This window comes from uncultured Collinsella sp. (assembly GCF_959026545.1).
In the GTDB taxonomy this organism is placed as follows: Bacteria; Actinomycetota; Coriobacteriia; order Coriobacteriales; family Coriobacteriaceae; genus Collinsella.
This window is the reverse complement of the sequence record NZ_CAUFLV010000017.1, coordinates 1-21563: the sequence shown is the minus strand read 5'-3', so window position 1 is coordinate 21563 and position 21563 is coordinate 1. Positions and strand designations below refer to the sequence as shown.

At 63.0% G+C, this 21563-nt stretch carries 21 protein-coding genes and 2 tRNA genes; 7 read left to right on the top strand and 16 right to left on the bottom strand.

The window, feature by feature from the left end; all coding sequences use genetic code 11:
- The first annotated feature begins 12 nt into the window (after positions 1-12).
- Entirely contained in the window at positions 13-1635 is a 1623-nt protein-coding gene (locus tag Q5Q88_RS07795; RefSeq protein ID WP_302742756.1) for an FAD-binding protein, read from the top strand.
- 110 nt (positions 1636-1745) lie between these two features.
- Here Q5Q88_RS07795 and Q5Q88_RS07790 read toward each other — a convergent pair.
- From Q5Q88_RS07790 to Q5Q88_RS07775, 4 genes are all read right to left on the bottom strand, one after another.
- Positions 1746-1822, bottom strand: a tRNA-Lys gene (locus Q5Q88_RS07790).
- 25 nt (positions 1823-1847) lie between these two features.
- Positions 1848-1924 (bottom strand) — tRNA-His (locus tag Q5Q88_RS07785).
- A 183-nt stretch (positions 1925-2107) separates the two neighbouring features.
- Positions 2108-2584, bottom strand: a complete 477-nt coding sequence (locus Q5Q88_RS07780) for a VanZ family protein (RefSeq protein WP_302742754.1) — start codon at positions 2582-2584, stop codon at positions 2108-2110.
- Positions 2585-2590: 6 nt separating this feature from the next.
- Entirely contained in the window at positions 2591-3754 is a 1164-nt protein-coding gene (locus tag Q5Q88_RS07775) for a hypothetical protein (RefSeq protein ID WP_302742752.1), read from the bottom strand.
- A 285-nt stretch (positions 3755-4039) separates the two neighbouring features.
- Between Q5Q88_RS07775 and Q5Q88_RS07770 the strand changes: the two genes are divergently transcribed.
- Entirely contained in the window at positions 4040-4816 is a 777-nt protein-coding gene (locus Q5Q88_RS07770) for an SDR family oxidoreductase (RefSeq protein WP_294158975.1), read from the top strand.
- A gap of 174 nt (positions 4817-4990) precedes the next feature.
- Here Q5Q88_RS07770 and rho read toward each other — a convergent pair whose 3' ends face one another.
- Positions 4991-7312 carry a transcription termination factor Rho gene (rho, locus tag Q5Q88_RS07765; RefSeq protein WP_294158976.1) on the bottom strand — a complete coding sequence of 774 codons (2322 nt, stop codon included), beginning with the start codon at positions 7310-7312 and terminating at the stop codon, positions 4991-4993.
- 552 nt (positions 7313-7864) lie between these two features.
- Complete coding sequence (argS, locus tag Q5Q88_RS07760) at positions 7865-9718, bottom strand: arginine--tRNA ligase (RefSeq protein ID WP_302742749.1); 1854 nt, start codon at positions 9716-9718, stop codon at positions 7865-7867.
- A 321-nt stretch (positions 9719-10039) separates the two neighbouring features.
- Between argS and Q5Q88_RS07755 the strand changes: the two genes are divergently transcribed.
- A complete protein-coding gene (locus Q5Q88_RS07755; RefSeq protein ID WP_118653305.1) occupies positions 10040-10549 on the top strand; it encodes a CarD family transcriptional regulator in 510 nt (169 codons plus the stop codon).
- A 198-nt stretch (positions 10550-10747) separates the two neighbouring features.
- On the top strand, positions 10748-11347 hold the full coding sequence (locus tag Q5Q88_RS07750) for an HD domain-containing protein (RefSeq protein WP_118653303.1): 600 nt from the start codon (positions 10748-10750) through the stop codon (positions 11345-11347).
- Between the two features lie 104 nt (positions 11348-11451).
- Here the strand turns inward: Q5Q88_RS07750 and Q5Q88_RS07745 are convergent, their stop codons facing one another.
- From Q5Q88_RS07745 to Q5Q88_RS07725, 5 genes are all read right to left on the bottom strand, one after another.
- A complete protein-coding gene (locus tag Q5Q88_RS07745) occupies positions 11452-12729 on the bottom strand; it encodes a glutamate-5-semialdehyde dehydrogenase (RefSeq protein WP_118653301.1) in 1278 nt (425 codons plus the stop codon).
- A 72-nt stretch (positions 12730-12801) separates the two neighbouring features.
- Positions 12802-13920 (bottom strand): glutamate 5-kinase, encoded by a 1119-nt coding sequence (proB, locus tag Q5Q88_RS07740; RefSeq protein WP_118653299.1) that lies wholly within the window; start codon positions 13918-13920, stop codon positions 12802-12804.
- Entirely contained in the window at positions 13920-15431 is a 1512-nt protein-coding gene (locus Q5Q88_RS07735; protein WP_118653297.1) for a nicotinate phosphoribosyltransferase, read from the bottom strand. The genes proB and Q5Q88_RS07735 overlap by 1 nt, the downstream gene beginning before the upstream one ends.
- Before the next feature lie 93 nt (positions 15432-15524).
- Positions 15525-15950 carry a hypothetical protein gene (locus Q5Q88_RS07730; protein ID WP_302742743.1) on the bottom strand — a complete coding sequence of 142 codons (426 nt, stop codon included), beginning with the start codon at positions 15948-15950 and terminating at the stop codon, positions 15525-15527.
- A 127-nt stretch (positions 15951-16077) separates the two neighbouring features.
- Positions 16078-17049 (bottom strand): radical SAM protein, encoded by a 972-nt coding sequence (locus tag Q5Q88_RS07725; RefSeq protein WP_302742741.1) that lies wholly within the window; start codon positions 17047-17049, stop codon positions 16078-16080.
- A gap of 423 nt (positions 17050-17472) precedes the next feature.
- On the opposite strand from Q5Q88_RS07725, the gene Q5Q88_RS07720 reads away from it, so the two are divergent.
- Positions 17473-17631 carry a hypothetical protein gene (locus Q5Q88_RS07720; protein ID WP_302742739.1) on the top strand — a complete coding sequence of 53 codons (159 nt, stop codon included), beginning with the start codon at positions 17473-17475 and terminating at the stop codon, positions 17629-17631.
- Between the two features lie 33 nt (positions 17632-17664).
- On the opposite strand, the gene Q5Q88_RS07715 is transcribed toward Q5Q88_RS07720, so the two are convergent.
- The 5 genes from Q5Q88_RS07715 to Q5Q88_RS07695 form a co-directional block, all read right to left on the bottom strand.
- A complete protein-coding gene (locus tag Q5Q88_RS07715; protein ID WP_302742737.1) occupies positions 17665-17976 on the bottom strand; it encodes a hypothetical protein in 312 nt (103 codons plus the stop codon).
- A 17-nt stretch (positions 17977-17993) separates the two neighbouring features.
- Complete coding sequence (locus Q5Q88_RS07710) at positions 17994-18989, bottom strand: N-acetylmuramoyl-L-alanine amidase (protein ID WP_302742735.1); 996 nt, start codon at positions 18987-18989, stop codon at positions 17994-17996.
- Positions 18989-19114 (bottom strand): hypothetical protein, encoded by a 126-nt coding sequence (locus Q5Q88_RS07705; RefSeq protein WP_302742733.1) that lies wholly within the window; start codon positions 19112-19114, stop codon positions 18989-18991. The genes Q5Q88_RS07710 and Q5Q88_RS07705 overlap by 1 nt, the downstream gene beginning before the upstream one ends.
- A 74-nt stretch (positions 19115-19188) precedes the next feature.
- On the bottom strand, positions 19189-19455 hold the full coding sequence (locus Q5Q88_RS07700; protein ID WP_302742731.1) for a phage holin: 267 nt from the start codon (positions 19453-19455) through the stop codon (positions 19189-19191).
- A 12-nt stretch (positions 19456-19467) separates the two neighbouring features.
- A complete protein-coding gene (locus tag Q5Q88_RS07695) occupies positions 19468-19776 on the bottom strand; it encodes a hypothetical protein (RefSeq protein ID WP_302742729.1) in 309 nt (102 codons plus the stop codon).
- Between the two features lie 97 nt (positions 19777-19873).
- On the opposite strand from Q5Q88_RS07695, the gene Q5Q88_RS07690 reads away from it, so the two are divergent.
- Together Q5Q88_RS07690 and Q5Q88_RS07685 are read left to right on the top strand one after the other, a co-directional pair.
- A complete protein-coding gene (locus Q5Q88_RS07690) occupies positions 19874-20755 on the top strand; it encodes a site-specific integrase (protein WP_302742727.1) in 882 nt (293 codons plus the stop codon).
- A gap of 304 nt (positions 20756-21059) precedes the next feature.
- Complete coding sequence (locus Q5Q88_RS07685) at positions 21060-21206, top strand: hypothetical protein (RefSeq protein ID WP_302742725.1); 147 nt, start codon at positions 21060-21062, stop codon at positions 21204-21206.
- Positions 21207-21563 lie beyond the last annotated feature (357 nt).

Below are 21563 nucleotides of genomic sequence, written 5' to 3'. Positions count from 1 at the left end.
TAGGAGAACCCCATGGAACTCAAATGCGATGTCCTCGTCATCGGAGGCGGCATTGCAGGCATCAGCGCCGCAATCGAAGCCGCATCCCATGGCGCATCGGTGGCACTCGCCTGCGCCGGACCGCTATTCGGAGGATCGAGCTTCTACCCGGGCACATGGGGGCTCGGCCTCATCGGACCCGAATCCGATACCGACGAGGCGGATCTGATCGCATCCATCTTACGCGTTGGCTGCGGTGTCGCCGATGAGAGGCTCGTGGAGACGTTCGTACGGGGTATTCACCCGTCGATCGCCTGGCTCGAAGATGAGCTTGGCGTGAGGCTCAAACGTCCGGAGAGCGCCGAAAGCGCCCTTGAATCAACCTTTATACCCTGCTTCGACCATAAACACCGTTTGTGGCGTGGCATCACACGAAAGGAGTTCGAGGCTGCCGCAAAGCGCGCGTTCGAGGAACTCGGCATAGATGTCCTCGAACGATGCGAGCTGATGCGCCTCACCCGCGGCGAAGACGGAACGAGGGCGATTGTTGGTGCCATCCTCTACGACCGAAGGGCCCAGGAACTCTTCGGATGCATCGCCAACGCCATCGTCCTCTCGACAGGTGGAACCGGAGGCCTATTCGAGCGAAGCCTCACCTCCCAAGACGTCCTAAGCTCCGCCCAGGGCATCGCCATGGATGCCGGCTGCTCCCTCGTCAACATTGAATTCATGCAGATGATGCCCGGCTTGGTCTACCCCGCCCGCGGCATCGTCTTCAATGAGAAGACGTTTCGCTACGCCATGTTCGAGGACGAGAACAAACTGCTGCCCAGGGAGCCAGAGGACCTCGGCGCGCTCCTTGAGATGCGCTCCGGGCACGGACCCTTCACCTGCCGTCTTGACGACGCACTCGTGGACATGGCGATTGACGCTGCTGGCGACGAGGGGCTTTCTGTTCGCTATCGATTCCCGCATGAGGGAGCCCCCGAATTTGTGAGGACATTCGCCCAATGGATGCAAGACGAGCTGGGCATCACTCCCGCGGATAACCTGCACGTCGCCATGTACGCACACGCGGCAAACGGTGGGATACAGATCGATGAATGTGCTCAGACCGGCGTGCCCGGTCTCTATGCCTGCGGTGAGGTGACGGGAGGCATGCACGGGGCCGATCGCATTGGAGGGCTCTCGAGCGCCAATGGACTCGTGTTTGGAAGGATTGCCGGCACACAGGCAGCGAAGGCAGCTCAGCGCGTGAAATCCGGTGCCGCGATACGTCATGTCGCGACACGCGCCCTCGAGCTGGCGCTTCAAGACATCCGCATGACGGAAGTGCCCCTCGACGACATGGATGCTTCCCGCATTGCGGGGGACATGAAGCGCACGATGAGCGCGCACGCCATGATCCAGCGCACCGAGGCAGGTCTCGCAGATGCGCTACAGGATATCGAGCAGTTACAGCATGAGGCACGTTTCCACGGAGCATGCCGCGACTGCGTCATCCCCCGTGACGCCTCACTCGCACGGGGAATTCGCATTTCCTCGCAGCTCAAGCTCGCTCACGCCATGCTAAGTGCCATGCGCGAACGACGTGAGAGCCTTGGGTCCCACTATCGACCCGATTATCCACCGCACATGCATCATCCGCGTGCCTGATCAACGTTGCTGCATCCCCCGGATTCAATGGGATGTAGCCGAACGCAATCGATTTGAGGAGCTAGAACACGCACATAAAGAAAAACTCCCTTGCGGGAGCATACATTCAATGGTGGGCGATCAGGGATTCGAACCCTGGACCTTGGGATTAAGAGTCCCCTGCTCTAGCCAGCTGAGCTAATCGCCCTTTGCATCTGCCATGTGAAAGGGAATGGGGTGGGTAAAGGGACTCGAACCCTCGACCTACGGGACCACAACCCGTCGCTCTAGCCAACTGAGCTACACCCACCATGTCTGTCACACAGCGAAGAGTATTATGCACGCTCATGGCGTTCAATGCAAGGGGTAATTCAAGAAAAGTATGAGAACCTTGGCCTGAGGGTGAAAATCCATTGGCCCCATGGCCGTCCCATGCCCCACCGCCGGCTTCGCCCAATCCCGCGCAATGCGGTTACGCGCGCTTCGCACGCACTTAACGCGAGTTGTTGCGACCTCTTCGCATCTTAATCCATGCTGTCCGGAACACGATGCCCGTTGCCGCCCCACAGCAGTCGAGGAGCACATCGACCACTTGCCCGGAACGATCGGCGACGAAGAGTTGAATCGTCTCATCAATAGATGGAATGAATGCGCAAAACACGGCGGTGGCGACAAGGGAAGCGCGCGACACGGCACCGGCCCTGTCGAACGCCTGCGATGCGAACAGACCGAGCAAGAGATACTCGGTAAAATGCGCGGTCTTGCGAATGATGAAGTTCGTCAGCCACGCATAGGGAAGCCCCAGTGAGCGCAGCACCTCATGGGCACATTCCATGACACTCAAGCTTAAAGAACCGCTCCCCTGACCGGGAACGAGGGAGTTGCCCCATATGAAGGTGACGAACACCAAGGTGAGCAGCAGCCAGGGAATGCTCACCTTGGAACGAAACTGACTCGACAAGTTCGACAAGCCGAATTACCCCTCCGCAGACTGAAGCGCCGGCATCCCCGCCGTCCCGCCCTCGATGACCTTAAGGTACTCATGAGCGGTCCTGTGGACGCTTTTGGACGGGACCTTGTCGAACTCCTCCTCGATGATCGAGTTGACATGGCTATGCAGGCGCGTGGCATGACTGCCTTCGGCAATGGCCGCCATGCGCCTGGCATCCATGACTGAGGTCGCGGCAGGCTCGGCAACAGCGGGTGTGGAAGAGACGGATGTCAGAGCAGATACGCTCTCGTCAGCGAGGATGGCAAGCGCCGCCGCCCACATACCCTCATGGCCGGAGTAGTCGGCAACCGGGACGCTCGGAGCCTCCTGCGACCGTACTTGTTGAGCGGGGCTAGAAGCCTGGGCCGTTCGCACAGGGACCGCCGATTGGACGACGGGCGCGGACATGGTGGGAAGCACGGGCGCGTGGGAGCGAGAGACGACCGAGGGACCGTACAGGGAGGCCATGGCCTCGTCGCGCGCATCGGCTTCGTCCAAATCGAAATCATCGACGAACGACCCACCCGCATTGGCAGCTTGAGGGACGGGGGTCGTGACTCGAACGGCAGCGGTGGCAGCGGTGGCAGCGATGGCAGCGGCCGCGGTGACGGGGGTGGCGGCCGCTGCAGCGCGCTCGGAACGACGCAACTCCTCGAGCGCGATCTGGTACATATCCTTCGAACGCGTGGGGTCACAGCTGATAGGCGAGCCGTCCTTGAACATCGCGTCGATTTCGGCCCATGCCTCCATCTCGTCGAGTGCATCAACCGCGCGCGAGATCACAGGGACGCCGGCCGGGGTGCCCTTACGGGCAAAGCGCTTGCCCCGTGGTGCCGAGGATGTCTGGGAGTGCGAATTGGAAGCACCCCTATTGATGACGCCCGTCTCGTACATGGACGAGAATCGCGCGGCCTCGGCCTCTTCGGCGGCGACACGATCGGCATGGACGTCGAGAAGATGACCCGTGAGCGCCAGCATGCCGACACCGGCGACGATACCGGCGGCGAACGGCATGGCGTCGGCGCGGACAACCTCGCTTACACCATCGAACGGCAAGCTCACAGCATACGCGGCAAGCGGAAGTGCAATGCCCAATCCCGCGGAGATGCCGACCGCGTTGCCACGATATCCAATTCTTGCCTCAGCCATGGCGCACTCCCTCGGTACCATACGTTTCATGACAGATAACCGCGCCAGACTACGTCGGGCGACGGCTTGAGGTCGGATGGAAAAGATGAATGGTATGGCTCGATGGCGCAGTGCGCCCCAAGCAACGGATGGTGGTTCGTTTCATCTGCATTTTTCCGTCGCGATCTTCGTTGATTATGTAAGAATTCGCAGGTATTTTCAAGTGTATTTGGCAAGTGGAAATCGGGAACAAGAACCTTGCCGATGCGAAATCGCACAAGTGATATCGATGCGTAGGGAGTTCATATGCTGCGAGTCGCCATTGTCACGGGAGCAAGCTCCGGCTTGGGCCGAGAGCTCGTCAGACGCATAGACGCCGGCGAGGCAGGGCACATCGATGAGATCTGGCCCATTGCTCGGAGGCTCGAGCGTCTTGAGGCGCTTCGCCGCACGAGCTCGACGCCCGTTCGCCCCTTTTGCCTCGACCTCACCGATCCGTCTTCGTTCGAAGTCATCGAGGGAGCTCTTGCCGAGACGCCCGGCGCGGAAGTCGCGCTCCTGGTAAACAATGCGGGGTTCGGCATCTTTGGCTCGGTCGCCTCCCAGCGCACGAAAGACGGCGGCGCAATGGCACGTCTGCTCATGCAGGCACCGGTCGAGCTCATCTACCGTACCCTCCCTTATCTACGCGCCGGTTCCCGCATCATCAACATATCGAGCGTGGCGGCGTTTATTCCCCAGCCGAAACTCGCCGTGTACTCGGCGGCAAAACGGTTCGTCCTGGACCTCTCGCGCTCGCTCGACGCAGAGCTCGGCAGCGCGAACATCCACGTGACCGCCGTGTGCCCCAAATTCATGAAGACCGAATTCCTCGACAAACCGGGCGACGATGTCGCCGCGCGCGCCATGACCGCAATTGGATTCGAGAGCGCTGAGAATGTTGCGAAGGCAGCCCTGCGCGCCTCACGCGCGGGCAAAGACCTCTGCATCCCGTCCCTGGACATGCGGGCCTACTACGCAGCCTCGCGCGTGCTCCCCTACAAAGCAGCTCTGGCGGCAGAGCGCGTGCTGGGCATCCTGTAAGCAAGGCAATCCCCTCACGGCAGGAAGAGCTGCGAGGGGATTTTTCGTCTAGGCAGATTCCACAACCACGTACGGGCCTTAGTCGCGTGGCGGGGTATACCGTAGGGTCGTCTTTGCGGAACGAAGCGAAGCCACGACCCGAAGCGTATACCCCGCTACGCGACCCAAAAGCCCCTACAGCGCGTCGGCGTGGTCTGCAGCCTTCTTGGCGGTGCGGATAAGGAAATCCTGGTTGGAGTTCGTGCCTTTGAGGCCCTTGATGAAGGACGCGGCGGCGCGCTCGGTATTGTTCATGCCCGCCAGAATCCGGCGGATGCCCCACATGAATGGGCGCATCTGCTCGTCAACGAGCAGGTCCTCGTTGCGCGTGCCCGATGCCACTGGGTCGATGGCCGGGAAAATGCGACGGTCGGCCAAATCGCGATCGAGCTTGAGCTCCATATTGCCCGTGCCCTTGAACTCCTCAAAAATCACCTCGTCCATCTTGGAGCCGGTATCGATGAGCGCAGAAGCGAGGATCGTGAGGGATCCGCCGTTCTCGATATTGCGAGCCGCGCCCAGGAAGCGTTTGGGCGGGTACAGTGCTGCGGAATCCACACCGCCGGAGAGGATGCGCCCGGACGCCGGGGCCGCGAGGTTATACGCGCGGGCGAGTCGAGTGATGGAGTCGAGTACCACCACGACGTCGCCCCCGAGCTCCACGATGCGTTTGGCGCGCTCGATCACGAGCTCGGACACACGCGTGTGGTTTTCGGCGGGCATATCGAAGGTCGACGCCACAACGTCGCCCTTGATGGAGCGCTGCATGTCCGTGACTTCCTCGGGGCGCTCATCCACCAGCAGGCAAATGAGATGGACCTCGGGGTTGTTGATGGCGATGGACTGGCAGATCTTCTTGAGGATGGTGGTCTTGCCGGCCTTGGGCGGCGAGACGATCAGGCCGCGCTGGCCCTTGCCGATGGGGCTCACGATGTCGATGGCTCGGCCCGTGATGGAATCGCGACCATGCTCCATCTTGAGCGGCTCGTTGGGATAGATCGGCGTGAGATCGGAGAACTTGGGGCGACGCTTGACCTCCTCGGGGTCCATGCCGTTCACCGAGCGAAGCTTGGCGAGGCCGGGAAGCTTGTCGTTTGCGCGCATGGGGCGCAGCGTGCCCTCAACTAGGTCGCCGGGACGCAGGCCAGCGGCTCGAACCATCTGCGCGGGCACAAAGGCGTCGTCACGGCTGGGCATGTAACCGTGCGCACGGACGTACCCGAATCCCTGATTGTCGATATCGAGGATGCCCGAGATGTCACGGAAGCCCTCCGCACGGGCGGCGGCGGCATACACGGCCTCGATGAGCTCAGGCTTTTTGATGCCGGTCGGATCAAGTTCGAGCTCGCGGGCCTTCTCGCGCAGCTCGGCCACCTTCATGGCGGCCAGCTCCTCGCGCTTAAGCGAGGGCTCGACGGGAGCAAAACGGTTGTTGCGCTGCTTGCGGTTGTTCTGCTGGCGCTCGCGACGCTCGCGGCGCTCCGCGTTCTTGGAGGGAGTCTTGGGACCCTTGTCATCACGCTCGCCATGTTCGGCGTCACGGCGATTCTGATGGGTGCGGCGGGTTTGCTTACCATCGGTACGGGCATCGTCTTTGCCCTTGGCCTCGTCCGACTCGCCCGGATGTGGGGGCGTGGGCTGGGTGTCCGCCGTGTCGGAGGAAGCGGGCGCATCGAGCGCCTGAGCCTTCTTTGCACGTGCGCCACGACCAGGGCGAGCGTCCTTCTTGGGCGCGGCGTCCTTCGGAGTCTGCACGTCCTCGGACTCTGCGTCTTGAACACCGGACGCGGGAACCTTAGGCTGCGCCTCATTGCTCGCCGCAGCCTGTTCGTCCCGGGCAGCCATCAATGCCGCCTGCTGGGCCGCCAGCGCCGCAGCAGCGGCTTTCTCCGCCTCAATATACGCCTTGGGCTTCCTGCCGCGACGATGCGGACGTAGTGCGGGGTCGATGAGCGGCACGGTGGGGTTCTCCAACAAAGACGGAACTTCCGCGACCGGGGCCTCTCCGGCAACCATCTCCGCCGCGCGTTCCGCCGCGCGGCGCTGACGACGGACCACTGATGCCTGGCTCACCTGAGCGAGCGCTCGAGCCTGGATGATCTCGGGAGATGCCGGGGTGCCCGCCTCGTCCGCGGTCTTTGCCTTGCGCGCGCGGCGCTTCGGCTTCACTGCCGGCTCCGACTCGACATCACTGCCGGACTGCGTAGGAGCCTCCCCATCGGCAGAAGCTTTATTTGCGGACTTTTTGGCAGAAGCCCTCTTTGCCGTGGTGCTCTTCCTGGCGGTGGAGCGCTTTTTGGCGGGAGCCTTTTCTGCGGCAGCCGCGCCCTCCCCCTCCGTAGAACGAATCGCCTCGACATCTGTCGCTTGAGCGGCAGTGGAAGCGGCGGGGCCAGCGGCACCCTCGGAAGCGGGGGCCAAAACGGGCGCGTTCTCGATATTCACTTCTTCAGACACGCGGCTCTACTTTCTTCTCGCGTTGGTAATGCGAGCGCTCTGATCTGTCCAAGAACGAGCTCGTAGTGGAATTCGTTGTAAAAGGGATGCAAAGCGCAGTTCGCGTTACGGCAAAATATACCATATTCCAACCAGACGGCAACAATGAGCTGCGAATCTGTCCACATCGTGCCCGTATTCGACCAAAAATGCCCGGATGTCGACAAGACATCCGGGCAAAACGGCGCGTTTGGAAACGCCGCTCGGTTTCTCAGGTGCCGCAGATCGCGGCGAAAGAGGAGGGCGCACGCCTGGCGTGCGGCGCCCGACGATTGAGCCCTGAGATGCGGTGTCTGAGGAAGCCCCGGGCGTGCCACGGCACCCAAGATTGCCACGCGCCCAGAGGCGCAGTGTACTGACGCACATAAGCCTCTGGGCGCGCGTAAGGGAGGCGCGTTTGGAAACGCCGCTCGGTTTCTCAGGTGCCGCAGATCGCGGCGAAAGAGGAGGGCGCACGCCTGGCGTGCGGCGCCCGACGATTGAGCCCCGAGATGCGGTGCCTGAGGAAGCGAGCTACATCTTGGTGGGGGCGGAGACGCCGATAAGGCTCAGCACCAGGTCGAGGACGGAGCGCACGGCGTCGCAGGCGGCGAGGCGCGCGCGCGTGACCTCGGGCTCGACCGGACGACCCTCGCTCGGCAGGACCTGACAGGCCTGGTAGAAGCTGTGGAAGCCGGCGGCGAGCTCCTCGGCGAAGTGGGTCAGGCGGAAAGGCGCACGGTCGCGGGCGCAGCTGGCGATGAGGTCCTCAAGCTCGGAGATCTTACGGGAGAGCGCGAGCTCGGTGGGGTCGGTGAGCAGCGCGTAATCGACGTTCTCGCCGATGGCCTTGGCGGCCACGGCGTCCATGCCCATCTCAGCGGCCTGCTCAGGAGTGACGCCGGCGGCCTTGCGCAGGATGGAGCAGATGCGGGCGTGCGCGTACTGGACGTAGTACACGGGGTTGTTCTGGCTCTTCTCCTTGACGGCCTCGATATCGAAATCGATGGCCTGGTTGGAAGAGCGGGAGATCAGGGTGTAACGGGTGGCGTCGGCACCGACCTCGTCAACGAGCTCCTGGAAGGTGACCATGGTGCCCTTGCGCTTGGACATGCGGATCGGCTTGCCGTTGCGGAGCAGGTTCACGAACTGGCCGAGCAGGACCTCGAACTGACCAGGGTAGCCGAGCGCGTCGCAGACGCAGCGCACGCGGTTGATGTAACCGTGGTGGTCGCAGCCCCAGATGTCGATGACGTGGTCGACGCGCTGGAACTTATCCCAGTGATAGGCGACGTCGGAGGCGAAGTAGGTGTACTCACCATTGGCCTTCACCAGGACGCGATCCTTGTCGTCGCCCAGATCGGTGGAACGGAACCACAGGGCGCCGTCCTTGTTGTAGAGATAGCCCATCTCGTCGAGCTTGGCAAAGGCGCGGTCGACGGCGGAGGTGCCGGCGTTCGGGCCCTCGGTATCCTTGATGTAGACGGTGCGCTCGGAGAACCACTTGTCGAAATCGCAACGGACGTCGTGGCACAGCTGGCGCATGTTCTCGACCATCTTGGCGTAGCCCTCCTCGCGGAAGTAGAGCATGCGCTCCTCATCCGTGACATGGGCCCACTTGTCGCCGTCCTTCTTGTAGAACGCAGCGGCCTCGTCGATGATGTAGGTGCCGCCGTAGGCGTTGCCGCCCAGGCCCTCGGTGAAGGCGTCCATGTAGGGATGGGAATCGAGGTGCTCGTCGGCCTCGTCCTGGACGAAGTTGTCACGGTCCTGAGCCAGGAAGTCGCGAGCGCCGTCGATATCGAGGCCCTCCTTCTCCATGATCTCGATGAGCTGCATGTAGCGGTAAGAGATGGAGTTACCGAACACGTCCATCTGAGAACCGTGGTCGTTGATGTAGAACTCGCGCTGGATGTCATAGCCGGCGTGGCTCATGACGCGGCAGAGGGAGTCGCCGAGAGCGGCCCAACGGCCGTGGCCGACGTGCATCGGACCGACGGGGTTGGCGGAAACGAACTCGACCTGGGTCTTCAGGCCCTGGCCGACGTTGGACTTGGCAAAGTCCATGCCCTCCTTGCGAGCGACGTCCAGAATGGCGTTGTTGGCGGCGGCGTTCAGGTAGAAGTTGATGAAGCCGGGGCCGGCGACCTCGACCTTGGCGATCTCGGCGCTCTCGGGCATGTGGGCCACGATGGCGTCGGCGATCTTCTTGGGTGCGCAGTGGGCCAGCTTGGCGGACTTCATCGCGCAAGTGGAGGTCCACTCGCCATGAGAAGTGTCGGCCGGTCGCTCCATGCCACAATCCTCAAGCTCGAATGCGGGCAGGTCGCCAGCCTCCTGAGCAGCGGCCAGCGCAGCGCGTACCAGCTCTTCAATCTTCTCCGGCATAGAGGTCCTCCTCATCGTATGGCCCTGAGATGTCCTTCTCGCAGGGCTCATGTACAGATGCACTGTACTGTAGCACAGCGAATCCTCGAGACATCCTGAAATGGAGGTATTTGCATACTCCAGACGCGTTTTCTTTGCCTTTTTCACATCAAGACGAATAATCCTCGGTCGGATTATCAGTTAATCGATGTATCTTCACTGGATTTTGCATTTCCTTATTCATTTGAATTATCAGGTTTTGGTGCCATTTACCTAATTTCCGCACGTATTCGTGGTAATATAAAACCTATCGAGCGCGTAGAGTATTCAGTTGGAGGAAGCATGTTTCAAATCGGACAGCACGTTATTCACCCCGGGCAAGGTGTTTGCACCGTCACCGGATTCACCGAGGACAAAGCCCATCCCATGATTCTACTCTGCGCAAAGTCCGGACATGCGGAAACCCACCTCATGTACCCCCTTGCCCAACAGGACCGCCTGCATGCTATTATTTCACGCGAGGATGCCGAGAGCCTTTTGGGGAATTATGCCGATTTGCCGGTCGACACCTTTACGGAACGCAACAGCGCCCTCGAGGAAACGCACTTCAAGCAGCAGCTCAAACTGGGCGCACCCGAGACGGTGCGCGTGGCGAAAACCATGCACCATCGTATCAACGAGGCGGAGGCGCGGGGCAAAAAGCCCAGCAGCTATTATGCACGCGTGCTCAAGGAAGCGCATCGTCGCTCGGTCGAAGAGTTCGCGTTCGCGCTGGACGCCGAAGAGTCGACTGTCGAACAGCTCTTTATCGATGCGGCCACGAAGGCCGGCGAGATTCCTGCGGTCAACTAATCTCAATTGACGTTGCCGCGCGAGGGGCACGGGCCACATCGAACGAGCGCGTGCTATAGTGTGATGCAGCAAACCCCCCCCCTTCACCGGATGGGGGAATCAAGGTGTCCGATCCCCGACCATAGGTACGGCGTTCACGCGCTATAAGGCAGGGTCTCGGGCACCTTTTGTCTACAGGCACCGTCATTTGGAGGAAGCATGGCGCAGCTCAACGCCGGTATAACCCACGAGGCAGCGTTCAATCTGCTCAGCGAGCACAACAAGGATCCGTTCCACATCGAGCACGCCGAGACGGTCGAGCAGACCATGCGTTACTTCGCGCGCGAGTACGACCCCGAGAACGAGGAGTTCTGGGGCATCGTGGGTCTGCTGCACGACCTCGACTGGGAAGAGCACGACGATGACCCGATGAACCACACCATCTACGCCGCCAAGGACATCGAAGCGGCAGGCGGCAGCCCGGAGCTCATCCGCGCCATCCAAACGCACACGAGCGACTTCAACACAAGCCTTCCCCGCCCCGAGCTCATGATGGAGAAGATCTTGTTCGCCACCGAGGAGCTCACCGGCCTCATCGGCGCCGCCGTGGTGATGCGCCCCTCCAAGAGCGTGATGGACTTCAACGTTAAATCGCTCAAGAAGAAGTTCAAGGACAAGCGCTTCGCCGCCGGCGTGAGCCGCGACGTGATCCGCTCCGGAGCCGAGATGCTCGGATGGGAGCTCGACGAGCTGTTCGCCCGCACCATCGAGGCCATGCAGTCCTTCGCGCCCGACCGCGACAGCTTCGTCGCCGAGTAACCGTCCCCGCAGGCGGGTGCACCGCACCGCGTAAGAAACAGGATAGGCCCCACAGCTTGATCGACGAGCTGCGGGGTCTCTTGCTAAGCAGGTGCCATCATGCGCTACGGGCGCACCTGGCCGGTGCCGCGAAGCTCGTACTTGTAGGTAGTGAGGGCCTCGGCGGCAAACGGGCCGCGGGCGTGGAGCTTTTGGGTGGAGATGCCGATCTCGGCTCCCAGGCCGAACTCCCCGCCATCGGTGAAGCGCGTGCTCGCGTTGGCGTAGACCGCCGCCGCATCGACCTCGCGCAGGAAGCGGTCGCATGCGTCCGCGTCCTCGGCGACGATACACTCAGAGTGACCGGTTCCATAGCGATTCACGTGCGCAATGGCATCGTCCAAACCATTCACCGTGTGCACGCTGATATCGAGCGAGAGGTACTCGCGTCCCCAATCCTCGTCCGTTGCATCGACGAAGGAGCCGAGGATGTCGGCGTCGCGCGCAGCCTCTCGGGCAACGGAGTCTCCGTGAATAGTGACGCCCGCGGCGGCGAGCTCGGCGAGCATGCCGGGCAGGAACGCGTCCGCCACAGCCTCGTCCACGAGCAGGGACTCGCAGGCGTTGCACACGCCCACGCGCTGCGTCTTGGCATTCATCACAATGGCTCGCGCCTTGGCGAAGTCGGCACTCGCGTGCACGTACGTATGGCAATTCCCCGTGCCCGTCTCGATGACCGGCACCAGGCTCTCGCGCACGCAGCGCTGGATAAGGCCTGCGCCTCCGCGCGGAATGAGCACATCAACAACGCCCCGCAGGCTCATGAGCGCAGCGGTGGCTGCACGGTCGGTGGTCTCGATAATGGATACGCAGGCGCGGTCGAATCCGTACGCCTCAACGGCATCCGCCAAGATATGAGCGATCGCCACGCAGCTGTTCTGGGCGATGGAGCCACCACGCAAGATGCAGGCGTTGCCCGTGCGGACGCAAATGCCCGCGGCATCGGCTGTGACGTTGGGACGCGCCTCGTACACCATGGCGACCAGTCCCAGCGGCACGCTTACACGGCGCAGGTGGACGCCCTGGTCGATATCGCGCTCATCGAGCACGCGCGCCACCGGATCGGGCAGATCGGCAAGCTTTTCCAACCCTGCGGCCATCCCCTCGATGCGCACGGGGGTGAGCAACAGGCGATCGAGCAGACCCTCGGACGTACCGGCGGCGCGGGCAGCGTCCATGTCGGCAGCATTAGCGGTCAGAACCTCGTCCGCGCGATCACGCAGCGCTACGGCCATAGCGCGCACGGTGGCGCAACGGGCCTCATCGGAGGCGAACCCAAGGGAGCGCGAGGCCTGCTTTGCCCTGCGGGCGAGATCCTCGACATATCCGGCAATGTCGTTCATGGCAATCTCCTCACATATGTACGTACGCTTCCACGTGTAAAAAGTGCCCGTGCCCCTGTTGCACATCGCGCGCTAGGCGAACACGATGAGGTTGTCGCGGTGGATAGCGGGCTTGTTGGCGAGCGCCGCGAGCAGATGGTTGCCCGCGATGTCCTCCTGGTGGCGGCCGGCGGCAAGTTCCAGCTCATCGTGACCCGCCTCGGCGATGCCGCGAGCGATAACGAGCCCATCTGCATCTCGTACGTCGAGTACATCGCCTGCGGCGAAATCCCCCTCGACGCCCGTAATGCCCACCGGCAACAGCGAGCTGCCGCGCTCGACCAGCGCGCCCGCGGCGCCCGCATCCACGGTCACGAAGCCGTGGGCGCTGTCGCCGAGCGCGATCCACAGCTTGCGCGGCGCGATCTCGAGGCGGGCGGCGGGCGGAACGAACCTCGTGCCCACCTGCTCCCCCGCCGCGAGCCGCACGAGCGGCCGCTCCTCGGCGCCTGAGCAGATGACGCTCTCGATGCCCGCCGTCATGAGGATACGGCAGCTGCGGATCTTGGTGATCATGCCGCCCGTGCCCACCGTGGTGGTCGAATCTCCCGCAGAGCCGATGATCGCGGCGTCAATCTTATCCACCCGGGGGATAAACTTCGCAGTGGGGTCGAGAGAGGGGTTGGCGGTGTAGAGGCCGTCGATATCGGAGAGGGTCACGCACAGGTCGGCAGAGACCAAGCAGCTCACAAGTGCCGCGAGGGTGTCGTTGTCACCGAACTTGATCTCGTCGACGGCGGTGGTGTCGTTCTCGTTCACGATGGGCACCACGCCCAAATCGACGAGGCGCGTGAGAGCATCGCGAGCATGCAGATACGAGGTACGGCGTGCCGTGTCACCACGCGTGAGCAAGACGAGTGAGGTGAGAAGACCCACCGCCCGAAACTCCTCATCGTAGGCGGCGGAGAGTACGCACTGCCCCACCGAGGCGCACGCCTGCAGGCTCGGCATGTCCACGGGCCTGCGCTCAAATCCGAGCAAAGGCGCGCCGCACGCGATGGCGCCGGAGCTCACTACGACGAGATTCCACCCGGCCTCGCGCAGGTCGCGCGCTTGGGAGGCGAGGGCGGAGATGAAATCGCGCCGCAGCTCACCGTCCTCGACCAGTGTCGAGGATCCGATCTTCACGACCATGGTCTTACGTGCAGTCATCACTTTGCCTTCCAGGGAAGAACGGAGGACGTGGCAGCCATGCGCTCGCGAACGAGCTCGTCGCGCACGGCGGCGAGGCCCGCCTCCATGCCCACCACATACGACTGTGGATACAGGAAACGCTTGTAGACATCGTCAAGTGACTCCAAGGCGCTCGCGCAACGAGCCCGCGCAACCTCGATGTCCTCGCGCGGCGACGCCGCCGCGCCATTGCGGACCTGCGGTACGAGGAGCTCGCGATAGGAGAACTCGGAAACGTCCGTCACCAAGGCCGCGTCATTCACCGCCACCAACGTGTGGCCGCGGCGCTCGCCCTCCCCCATGAGATGATCGGGGTCGTAGATCATATCGCACACCGGCGCACCCGCGGTATCCATATAACGGCGAACCTGTTGCACGCCAGGAATCGTGCGTTTGAACGGCTGCTCGGAAAACTTCATGACAGGCGTCCAGGGCTCGTTGGCGCCGCCGCGACGGGCGGAGAGCTTGTACACGCAGCCCAAAGCGGGCTGGTCGTAGCATGTCGCGAGCTTGGTGCCCACGCCAAAAGCATCGACCGGCGCGCCCTGATTGAACAGCGAGGTGATGGTGTGCTCGTCGAGGTCGTTCGACACGACGATCTTCACGTAGGAAAGCCCCTCCTCGTCAAAGCGGCGCCGCGCGTAGGCGGAAAGCTTGGCGAGATCGCCCGAATCGATGCGGATGCCGGACAAGCGCTCACCTTCCGCCTCCATCTCGCGGGCGACGGTGATGGCGTTTTCCACGCCCTCGCGCACGTCGTAGGTGTCCACGAGCAGAGTGCAGTTCTTGGGCGAGCTCTTGGCGAACGCGCGGAACGCCTCCAACTCGGTTGGGAAACTCAGGACCCAGCTATGAGCGTGCGTACCGGAGACGGGAATACCATAGCGACGACCCGCGAGCACGTTGGAAGTCGAAGCGCACCCCGCCACATAACTCGCACGTGCGACCGCCACTCCGCCGTCCGGGCCTTGGGCGCGGCGCAGGCCGAACTCCGCGACGGGCCTGCCCTGAGCCGCCTGGACCACACGGGCGGTCTTGGTCGCCACGAGGGTCTGAAACCCGATGATGTTAAGCAGGGCGGTCTCAAGCAGCTGGCAATCGAGCATGGGGCCGCTCACGCGCACCATGGGCTCGCGCGCGAACACGAGCTCGCCCTCGGGGATGGCGTCGATATCCACCTGCGGACAAAAGCCGCGCAGGAACTCGAGAAAGCCGGGTTTGAACAGGGCACCGCCACCCGGAGCCTCAAGCTCGGCCAGATACGCGATGTCCTCATCCGTGAACCGGAAGTTCTCGACGAACTCCCCCAACTCAGCGGTGCCGCACATGACGGCGTACACGCTCCCAAACGGCGCCTCGCGAAAGAACGCGGTAAAGCAACCCTGCTCACCAAGCTTGCCGTTCTCCCAAAGCCCCTGGGCCATGGTGAGCTCGTATAAATCGGTGTTCATTGACACATCGGTGGAACGGGTGATATCAGTCAAAGCCATGAGACGGCTCCTAACGTGTCTGCGATTGAGGACCTCGTCGATTTGAAGCGCCATCGACGAACGTGAACGCGAGAGAAGGGCAGCGCGGGCGGTCTAACGCGTAACCGTGTAGATGATGAACGCCACGAGCGCGATAAGGGCGGCGGCGATGATGATCTTTTGCGCAACGGGCATGGTGGGGATACCGTCGCCGTCGACGGCGCTCGAGGTGACCATGCGCTGACCGAACGTCTTGTCCTGCGGGGGGTTGTGGTCCGCGGGGGCGGGAGATGCGCCTGAAGAGGCGCGGCGCGAAGACGCGGATTCAAGAGGATCCTGCGCGACGCGATGTTCCCGCGTGGCGGCGCGCTCGGCAAGGATTTGGGCGTCCACCTTCGCCTGCTCGGCACGCAGAGCATCGAGCTCCTCGCGCTCGGCTCGGGCGCGCTCTTCCTCCTCGCGACGGGCCTTCTCGGCACGCAGGGCCTCAAGCTCCTCGCGCTCATCATCGGTTAGCGTCGTCATATGTGAATCGGCCATATGAGGGCCCCTTCCAAAACGCACATGCAAGCAGATGGCAAGCAGTATACCCGTTCAGCGTGGGAGATTATTTCGAGGAGCGGGCGTGGCGATGCCCGCGAAACGAGCGCGAAACCCCAGCGCCGCGTTATCCGCGGCAAGCTGAATCGGCGGCATCGACGGCGTCGGCGGCGCGAAGCACGCCGGTGGTATCGAACGCCGGGGTAAAACTCTCGTCCACGGCACCGCCCTCTTGCCAGAACATGGTGCTAAAGCCAAGTTCGTCGGCGTGATCGAGCACGAGCTCGTACTCCGACGCGCTCACCGCGCGAGCCAGATCCCCCTCGGAGGCGCGCGTCCGCTCATTCGGGGTGTACTGGTTCATCACCGAGATGGGTACATCCCCGGCGATTTCCCAGACCCGATCGAGGACCGCGCACGAGTCGGCCGCGCTGCCGGGAAGCACGAGATGGCGGACGATGACGCCGCGCTCCATGATGCCATCCTCACGAATGAGCTTTCCCCCGCGCCGTGCGACCTCGGCGCACATGCGCTTGAGGGCTCTCGATGCGACCTCTGGGTAATCGGGCACATGCGAGAGCGCACGCCCTAAAGAGGCATCAGCATACTTGTAGTCAACGAGCCAGATGTCAACGAGATCGCCCAACTCCGCAACCGCTTCCTCGCGCTCATATCCACTTGTGTTGTACACGATGGGAATGGAGAGGCCTTGGGAGCGGGCCTCGGCGATTGCATCGGGCAGCAGATGCGCGAAATGGGTCGCCGTCACCAGGTTGATGTTATGCGCACCCTGGGCCTGGAGCTCGAGCATGATCTCGACAAGACGCTCCGGTTCGACTTCGATGCCGAATCCCCCCGTCGAGATCTCGTGGTTCTGGCAATAGACGCACTTGAGTGGGCATGCGGAGAAGAAGATCGTACCGGACCCCGCCTCTCCCGAAATGGGAGGCTCCTCCCAAAAATGCAGGGCAGCACGGGCAATCTTGAGCGCACCTCCGGCCCCACACACGCCGCGCTCACCCGCGGCACGGTTGGCGCGGCACCGGCGGGGGCACAGCTCGCAATGGATAAGAGATGACGGATCGAGCAAGGCGATCATAGCGTACGTCCTTCAAGACAAGCGGCTCGCGCCGCGGAAGTCGGGCATCGACGCCGAAAATGCGGACCGCAGACACAGGCGCCAGCGAGCGCTTGAGGCGGAACGGGCGAACCTGGGCACCCAAAGCGAATCGGGCGCCCCGAACACCCGCCGCAAGCAGGTCCTCTACATATGAAAAAGGCTCCGTTGCCGGAGCCTAATCAAATCCTGTGGTGGAGCTTAAGCCAAAACCAAAGAACACAGGAAGAGTCACGGCGCCGGAGGTCTTTCTTCACAAGGTTGCCATAAAGGCATCGAAAGATTGGTTTGTGGCAATTTCAGAATACTAAATTCTCAAGTTTTGCTTGCTATTGCATGATGGCACACGCACAGGTGAGTGAGGGATAACTAACCTATAGGCGCATGGCCGTGAAAGGAGGGAACATGACATTGCCGGAGATAGCAGAGACGCTTGAAGGCGCGATCCGAATCATCGACGACGAGGCTGGCGAGGGAAAGAGCCCCCGGCTGACCGTCATCTCAGTGGCCCTCGGAAGATGCCTCGAAGAAATCGAGCGCATGTGGGACGAGGAATCGGCATGAAAAAACGGGGCACCCTTTTCGGGTGCCCCTTCGCTATGGCCTCGGCATGACGCGCTGCGAGCCGTCCCTGTCCAGGTACGGCGTGATCGCGATGCCGCCCTGCGGCGTGCGCAGGAGGATGTACATGCGGTTGTCCCGGTCGCACACGACAGCCTGCTCGACGTCGGGCGGCGCGTCGTACAGCGGGCCGTCTGCCTGCTTTTCGACCGTCATTCCCTCGCCGGGCGAGTCGTACACGGTGACGAGAGGTTCGGGCCCGACGGGCTCGATGGCCCCCGCACGGCAGAGCGCGAGAGCGGTAGCGGCGAAGGCCAGGACGATGCCGGCGATGATCGCGGCGGCCATGATGCGCCCCCGCCGCATCACGCGAGCGCGAGGTTGCCGGCTGGCACGGCGGCGGTGACCGCCTTGCCGCGACCGATCACCACGCGGTTGCCGTTGACCTGGATGACGTCGTAGACGCCGCTCACCGCGAGGTGGGTGCCTTTGAAGTCGTAGGGGTTGGTCACGCGGACCTTGGAGCCGACGCGGATGCCCGCCGGCTTTGCCGCCTGGGCGGAACCCGACGGCGCGGAGCCCTTCTTGATCCACAGGTCGCCCGGCTCCGGCTTGCCCGTTGGCTTGCCGACGGCGATGTAGCGCTTCTGCCCGCTCTGGGCGCCCGTGTAACGTCCCCAGATCCAGCCGTCGGCGCTCTTGTACCAATCGTCGAGAATCACGGTCTGGCCACGGTTGTACTGCGCCACCACGCCTGCGGACAGGCTCGGCGCCGTCCGCACTCGGCAGCCGTCGGCTTGGCAGACGTATGTGCCGCCGAAGTCACCGCCGGACCCGCCATTGCCCGCGGCGGGCGGGGCCGGGCTAGGAGACGGCGCCGGCGCGGAGGACGCGCCGGTGATGATGGAGTGGAGCTTGCTCCACTTCGCCTGGTCGATGTACGGCGCGGGGCACCGCTTGCCGCTCACATCGTAATGGCGGATGACGCGGGACGCCTTGACGCCGTACTTGGCCATGAGCGCCTGCACGAGCCAGGCGAGCTTCTTGATCTCGACGGCGGAGAAGTCCTCGCCCGCGCTCACGACCTCGATGGAGATGGTCCTGAGGTTCTGGATCCAGTTGCCGACGGCGTACGCCGTGTCGCAATCGCGGACGGACTGGTAGATCTCCTCAGAGATGTCGTCGACGAAGTAGTGCGCCGATGCGCCCTGGCGCTCGTTTCGCGAGAAGTAGATCACGTTGTTGCGCGCGCTCGCCGTAGTCGAGGTGAAGTGGACGGCGATGCCGTCGACGGTATATCCGCAGCGACCGAAGGTCATGTGGTCGGATCCGCACTGGAGGAACTTGATCGGGTAGCCCATCAGAGGGTCACCTCCTCGAACTCCGGCTCCTCGTCGCCGGGGTCGAAGTCGTCGGGCGCCTCGGCCTCCTGACCGACCTTGCGCAGGGCCTCGTAACGGGCCTCCTCGCTCTCGTACTCGCTCATGTTTTGCCTCCTTAAAGCAAAGGCCCCCGCCTGGATGGCGAGGGCCGGTTGGCTGATTGAGCTGTATGCCGCCCCTAGGCGGTCTTCTTGGTGGCCTCGGCGACGCCGAGGAGCACGCCGATACCGGTGGACACGATGGTTGCCGTCTGCGCCACCTCCCCTGCGACGGGCCAGCCCCACACCGATGCGAGACCGGTGTAGATCGCCGCGCAGGCCGGGATGGCAAGCAGCCCGAACCACTTGAGGACGTCGTACAGCCACCCGGGCAGCCAGTACCTCGCGTAGTCCTCCACGGGCACCTCGTCCGGGATGTCGGGCATGGACTCGATTTCTTCGTTCATCTTTCCTCCTTCTTAGAAGCCGATTCGGGTGATGATCGCGGTCGCGACCGCCGTGATCACGACGCCCACGACGATCCATGTGGCCTTGTCCCACTTCTCGGCGGGCTTCGCGGCCATGATGTCGAGCTTGCCGTCGATGCGGTCGACCTTGCTCTCCACCGACGCCATCTGCTTGTCTCGGAAGGCGTCGCGCTCCTGGGTGCGCACCATCTGCTCGGTGATGGCGTCGATCTCCTTGCCGTGCGTCGTGATGCGCTCCTCGGCCGTGGACATGCGCCCCTCGAGGAGCTTGATGCGCGTCTCCGGTGGCTGGTTGTCCATGTGTCACCTCCTTTCCTCGCACGGAAAAAATCCCAGACCGTTCCGATGCGCTTCTGCTTAAAACGGTCTGGGATTTTCTTCGTGAGAAAGGCAAAAAATGCTGTTTGAAACCGCAACCGAGATGTACATGGCCGACCGCGCCAAGCGCCTTCGCGCCACGACCCTGGAGGGCTACGAGAGCGCCATCCGCAAGCACATCGCCCCCGCGTGGACGGGCCGGGAGGTCGAGTCGATCACGCACGAGGAGCTGCAATCGTGGGTGGACTCGATCGAGTTGCCGGGTGCCGCCGACAAGGCTTTCAAGACCTTCCGCCAGATCTACCGCTGGACGATCCGCAAGCACCAGCTGCGCATCTGGGACGTGACGCAGGGCATCGAGCTGCCGAGGCACCGACCGGAGAAGCGCGCCCGCATGACCCCGGAGGAGCTGCGCGAGATGCTACACGCCATCGAGGGGACCGTCGTGGAGGCGGTCGGCATCGCCATCGCCGCGCTCGGCCTACGGCCATCGGAGGGAGCGGGGCTCGACTGGTCGGACATCGACTGGCGCACGGGGTGGACGCACATCCAGCGCGGGGCGCACACGGTCAGGGGCGGCGCGGTTGTGGAGTACGCGTGCAAGACGGAGCTGTCCGACAGGTGGCTCAAGCTGCCGCGATGGGCGCTCGCGCAGCTCCGCAGGCTGCGTGGGAACCGCAGGTCGGGCAGGCTGCGCGGGGAGCTTTCCCCGAAGTGCATCTACTCGCGCCTCAAGCGCATACTCGTGCGAATCGGCCTGCCGGAGATCTCGGTGCAGGCCCTGCGGCACACGTGGGCGACCATCGCCATCGAGGCCGGGGCGGCGCTCGCCGACGTGGCGGTCGCGCTCGGCCACACGAGCGTGGAGATGTGCAGGCGCCACTACCTGCTGAGCACGAGGGCGGTTGTTGAGCGCGCGCAGGCCGCTTTCTCGGGGGCGGTGGTGCCGCAATTGGCGTGATTCCGTAGGCCAGCCCGTCACCGTTGAGGTTGGAGACGCTCTGATCGGAGACCAGGGCTACTTCTCGCTTGTCACCGTCCCGGCGTTCATGGCGGCCATCGGAGGCTCGACTAGAAACATAATCAGAATCGACCTAGCGACTTACACGTCCGTGACCCCAGTCTCGCCTTTCAGCCTGTTCGGCTACTGGGTGATCGGTCAGCCGAAGGCGACCGTGAAGGGCCTCAAGATCAGGGTGTGGACCAAGGCGTGACGGACTTCCGTATCCCTTTCCGCGCGGCGCGAGGGGGCGGCCGATGCGTTCGTGGGGGCCAACAAGACCGCTGGGCACTGCGTTGACGTTATGGCGCAAAGCTCGCTCGGCAGATACATCCTGTTCGCGACCGTCGGCTCACTCGAGCTGTGGGACGGAGCTAAGAACACGCAAGTTTGGCGCCTCAACACTAAATAGCCTTCCGTATCCCGCACCGCGAGGCGAGTCCACACTGGCACGAAGGTCATCGACTCGGTCGGTTCGGGCGAGACCGACGTCACCCTGTTTACCAATGAGCAGTTCTCGAGCATCGTCGGGCGACCGTTCGACCAGGCGAGTGATTTCGTAATGGCAATGAGCGGAGAGAAGGACAGCATTGATCGCTTCCCGATCTCGGTCTCATACCTAAAGCGCGACAAATCGCTGATTGCAAGGATTTCGTCTGGTTCTGTCGATATGATTCGCGTCAACTACTTGATCGTCATCGGGGCATAACGGCCTTCCGTATCCCGGAGCATGAAGTACACAATCGATAGTGCCGAGAAGGACCTCGAT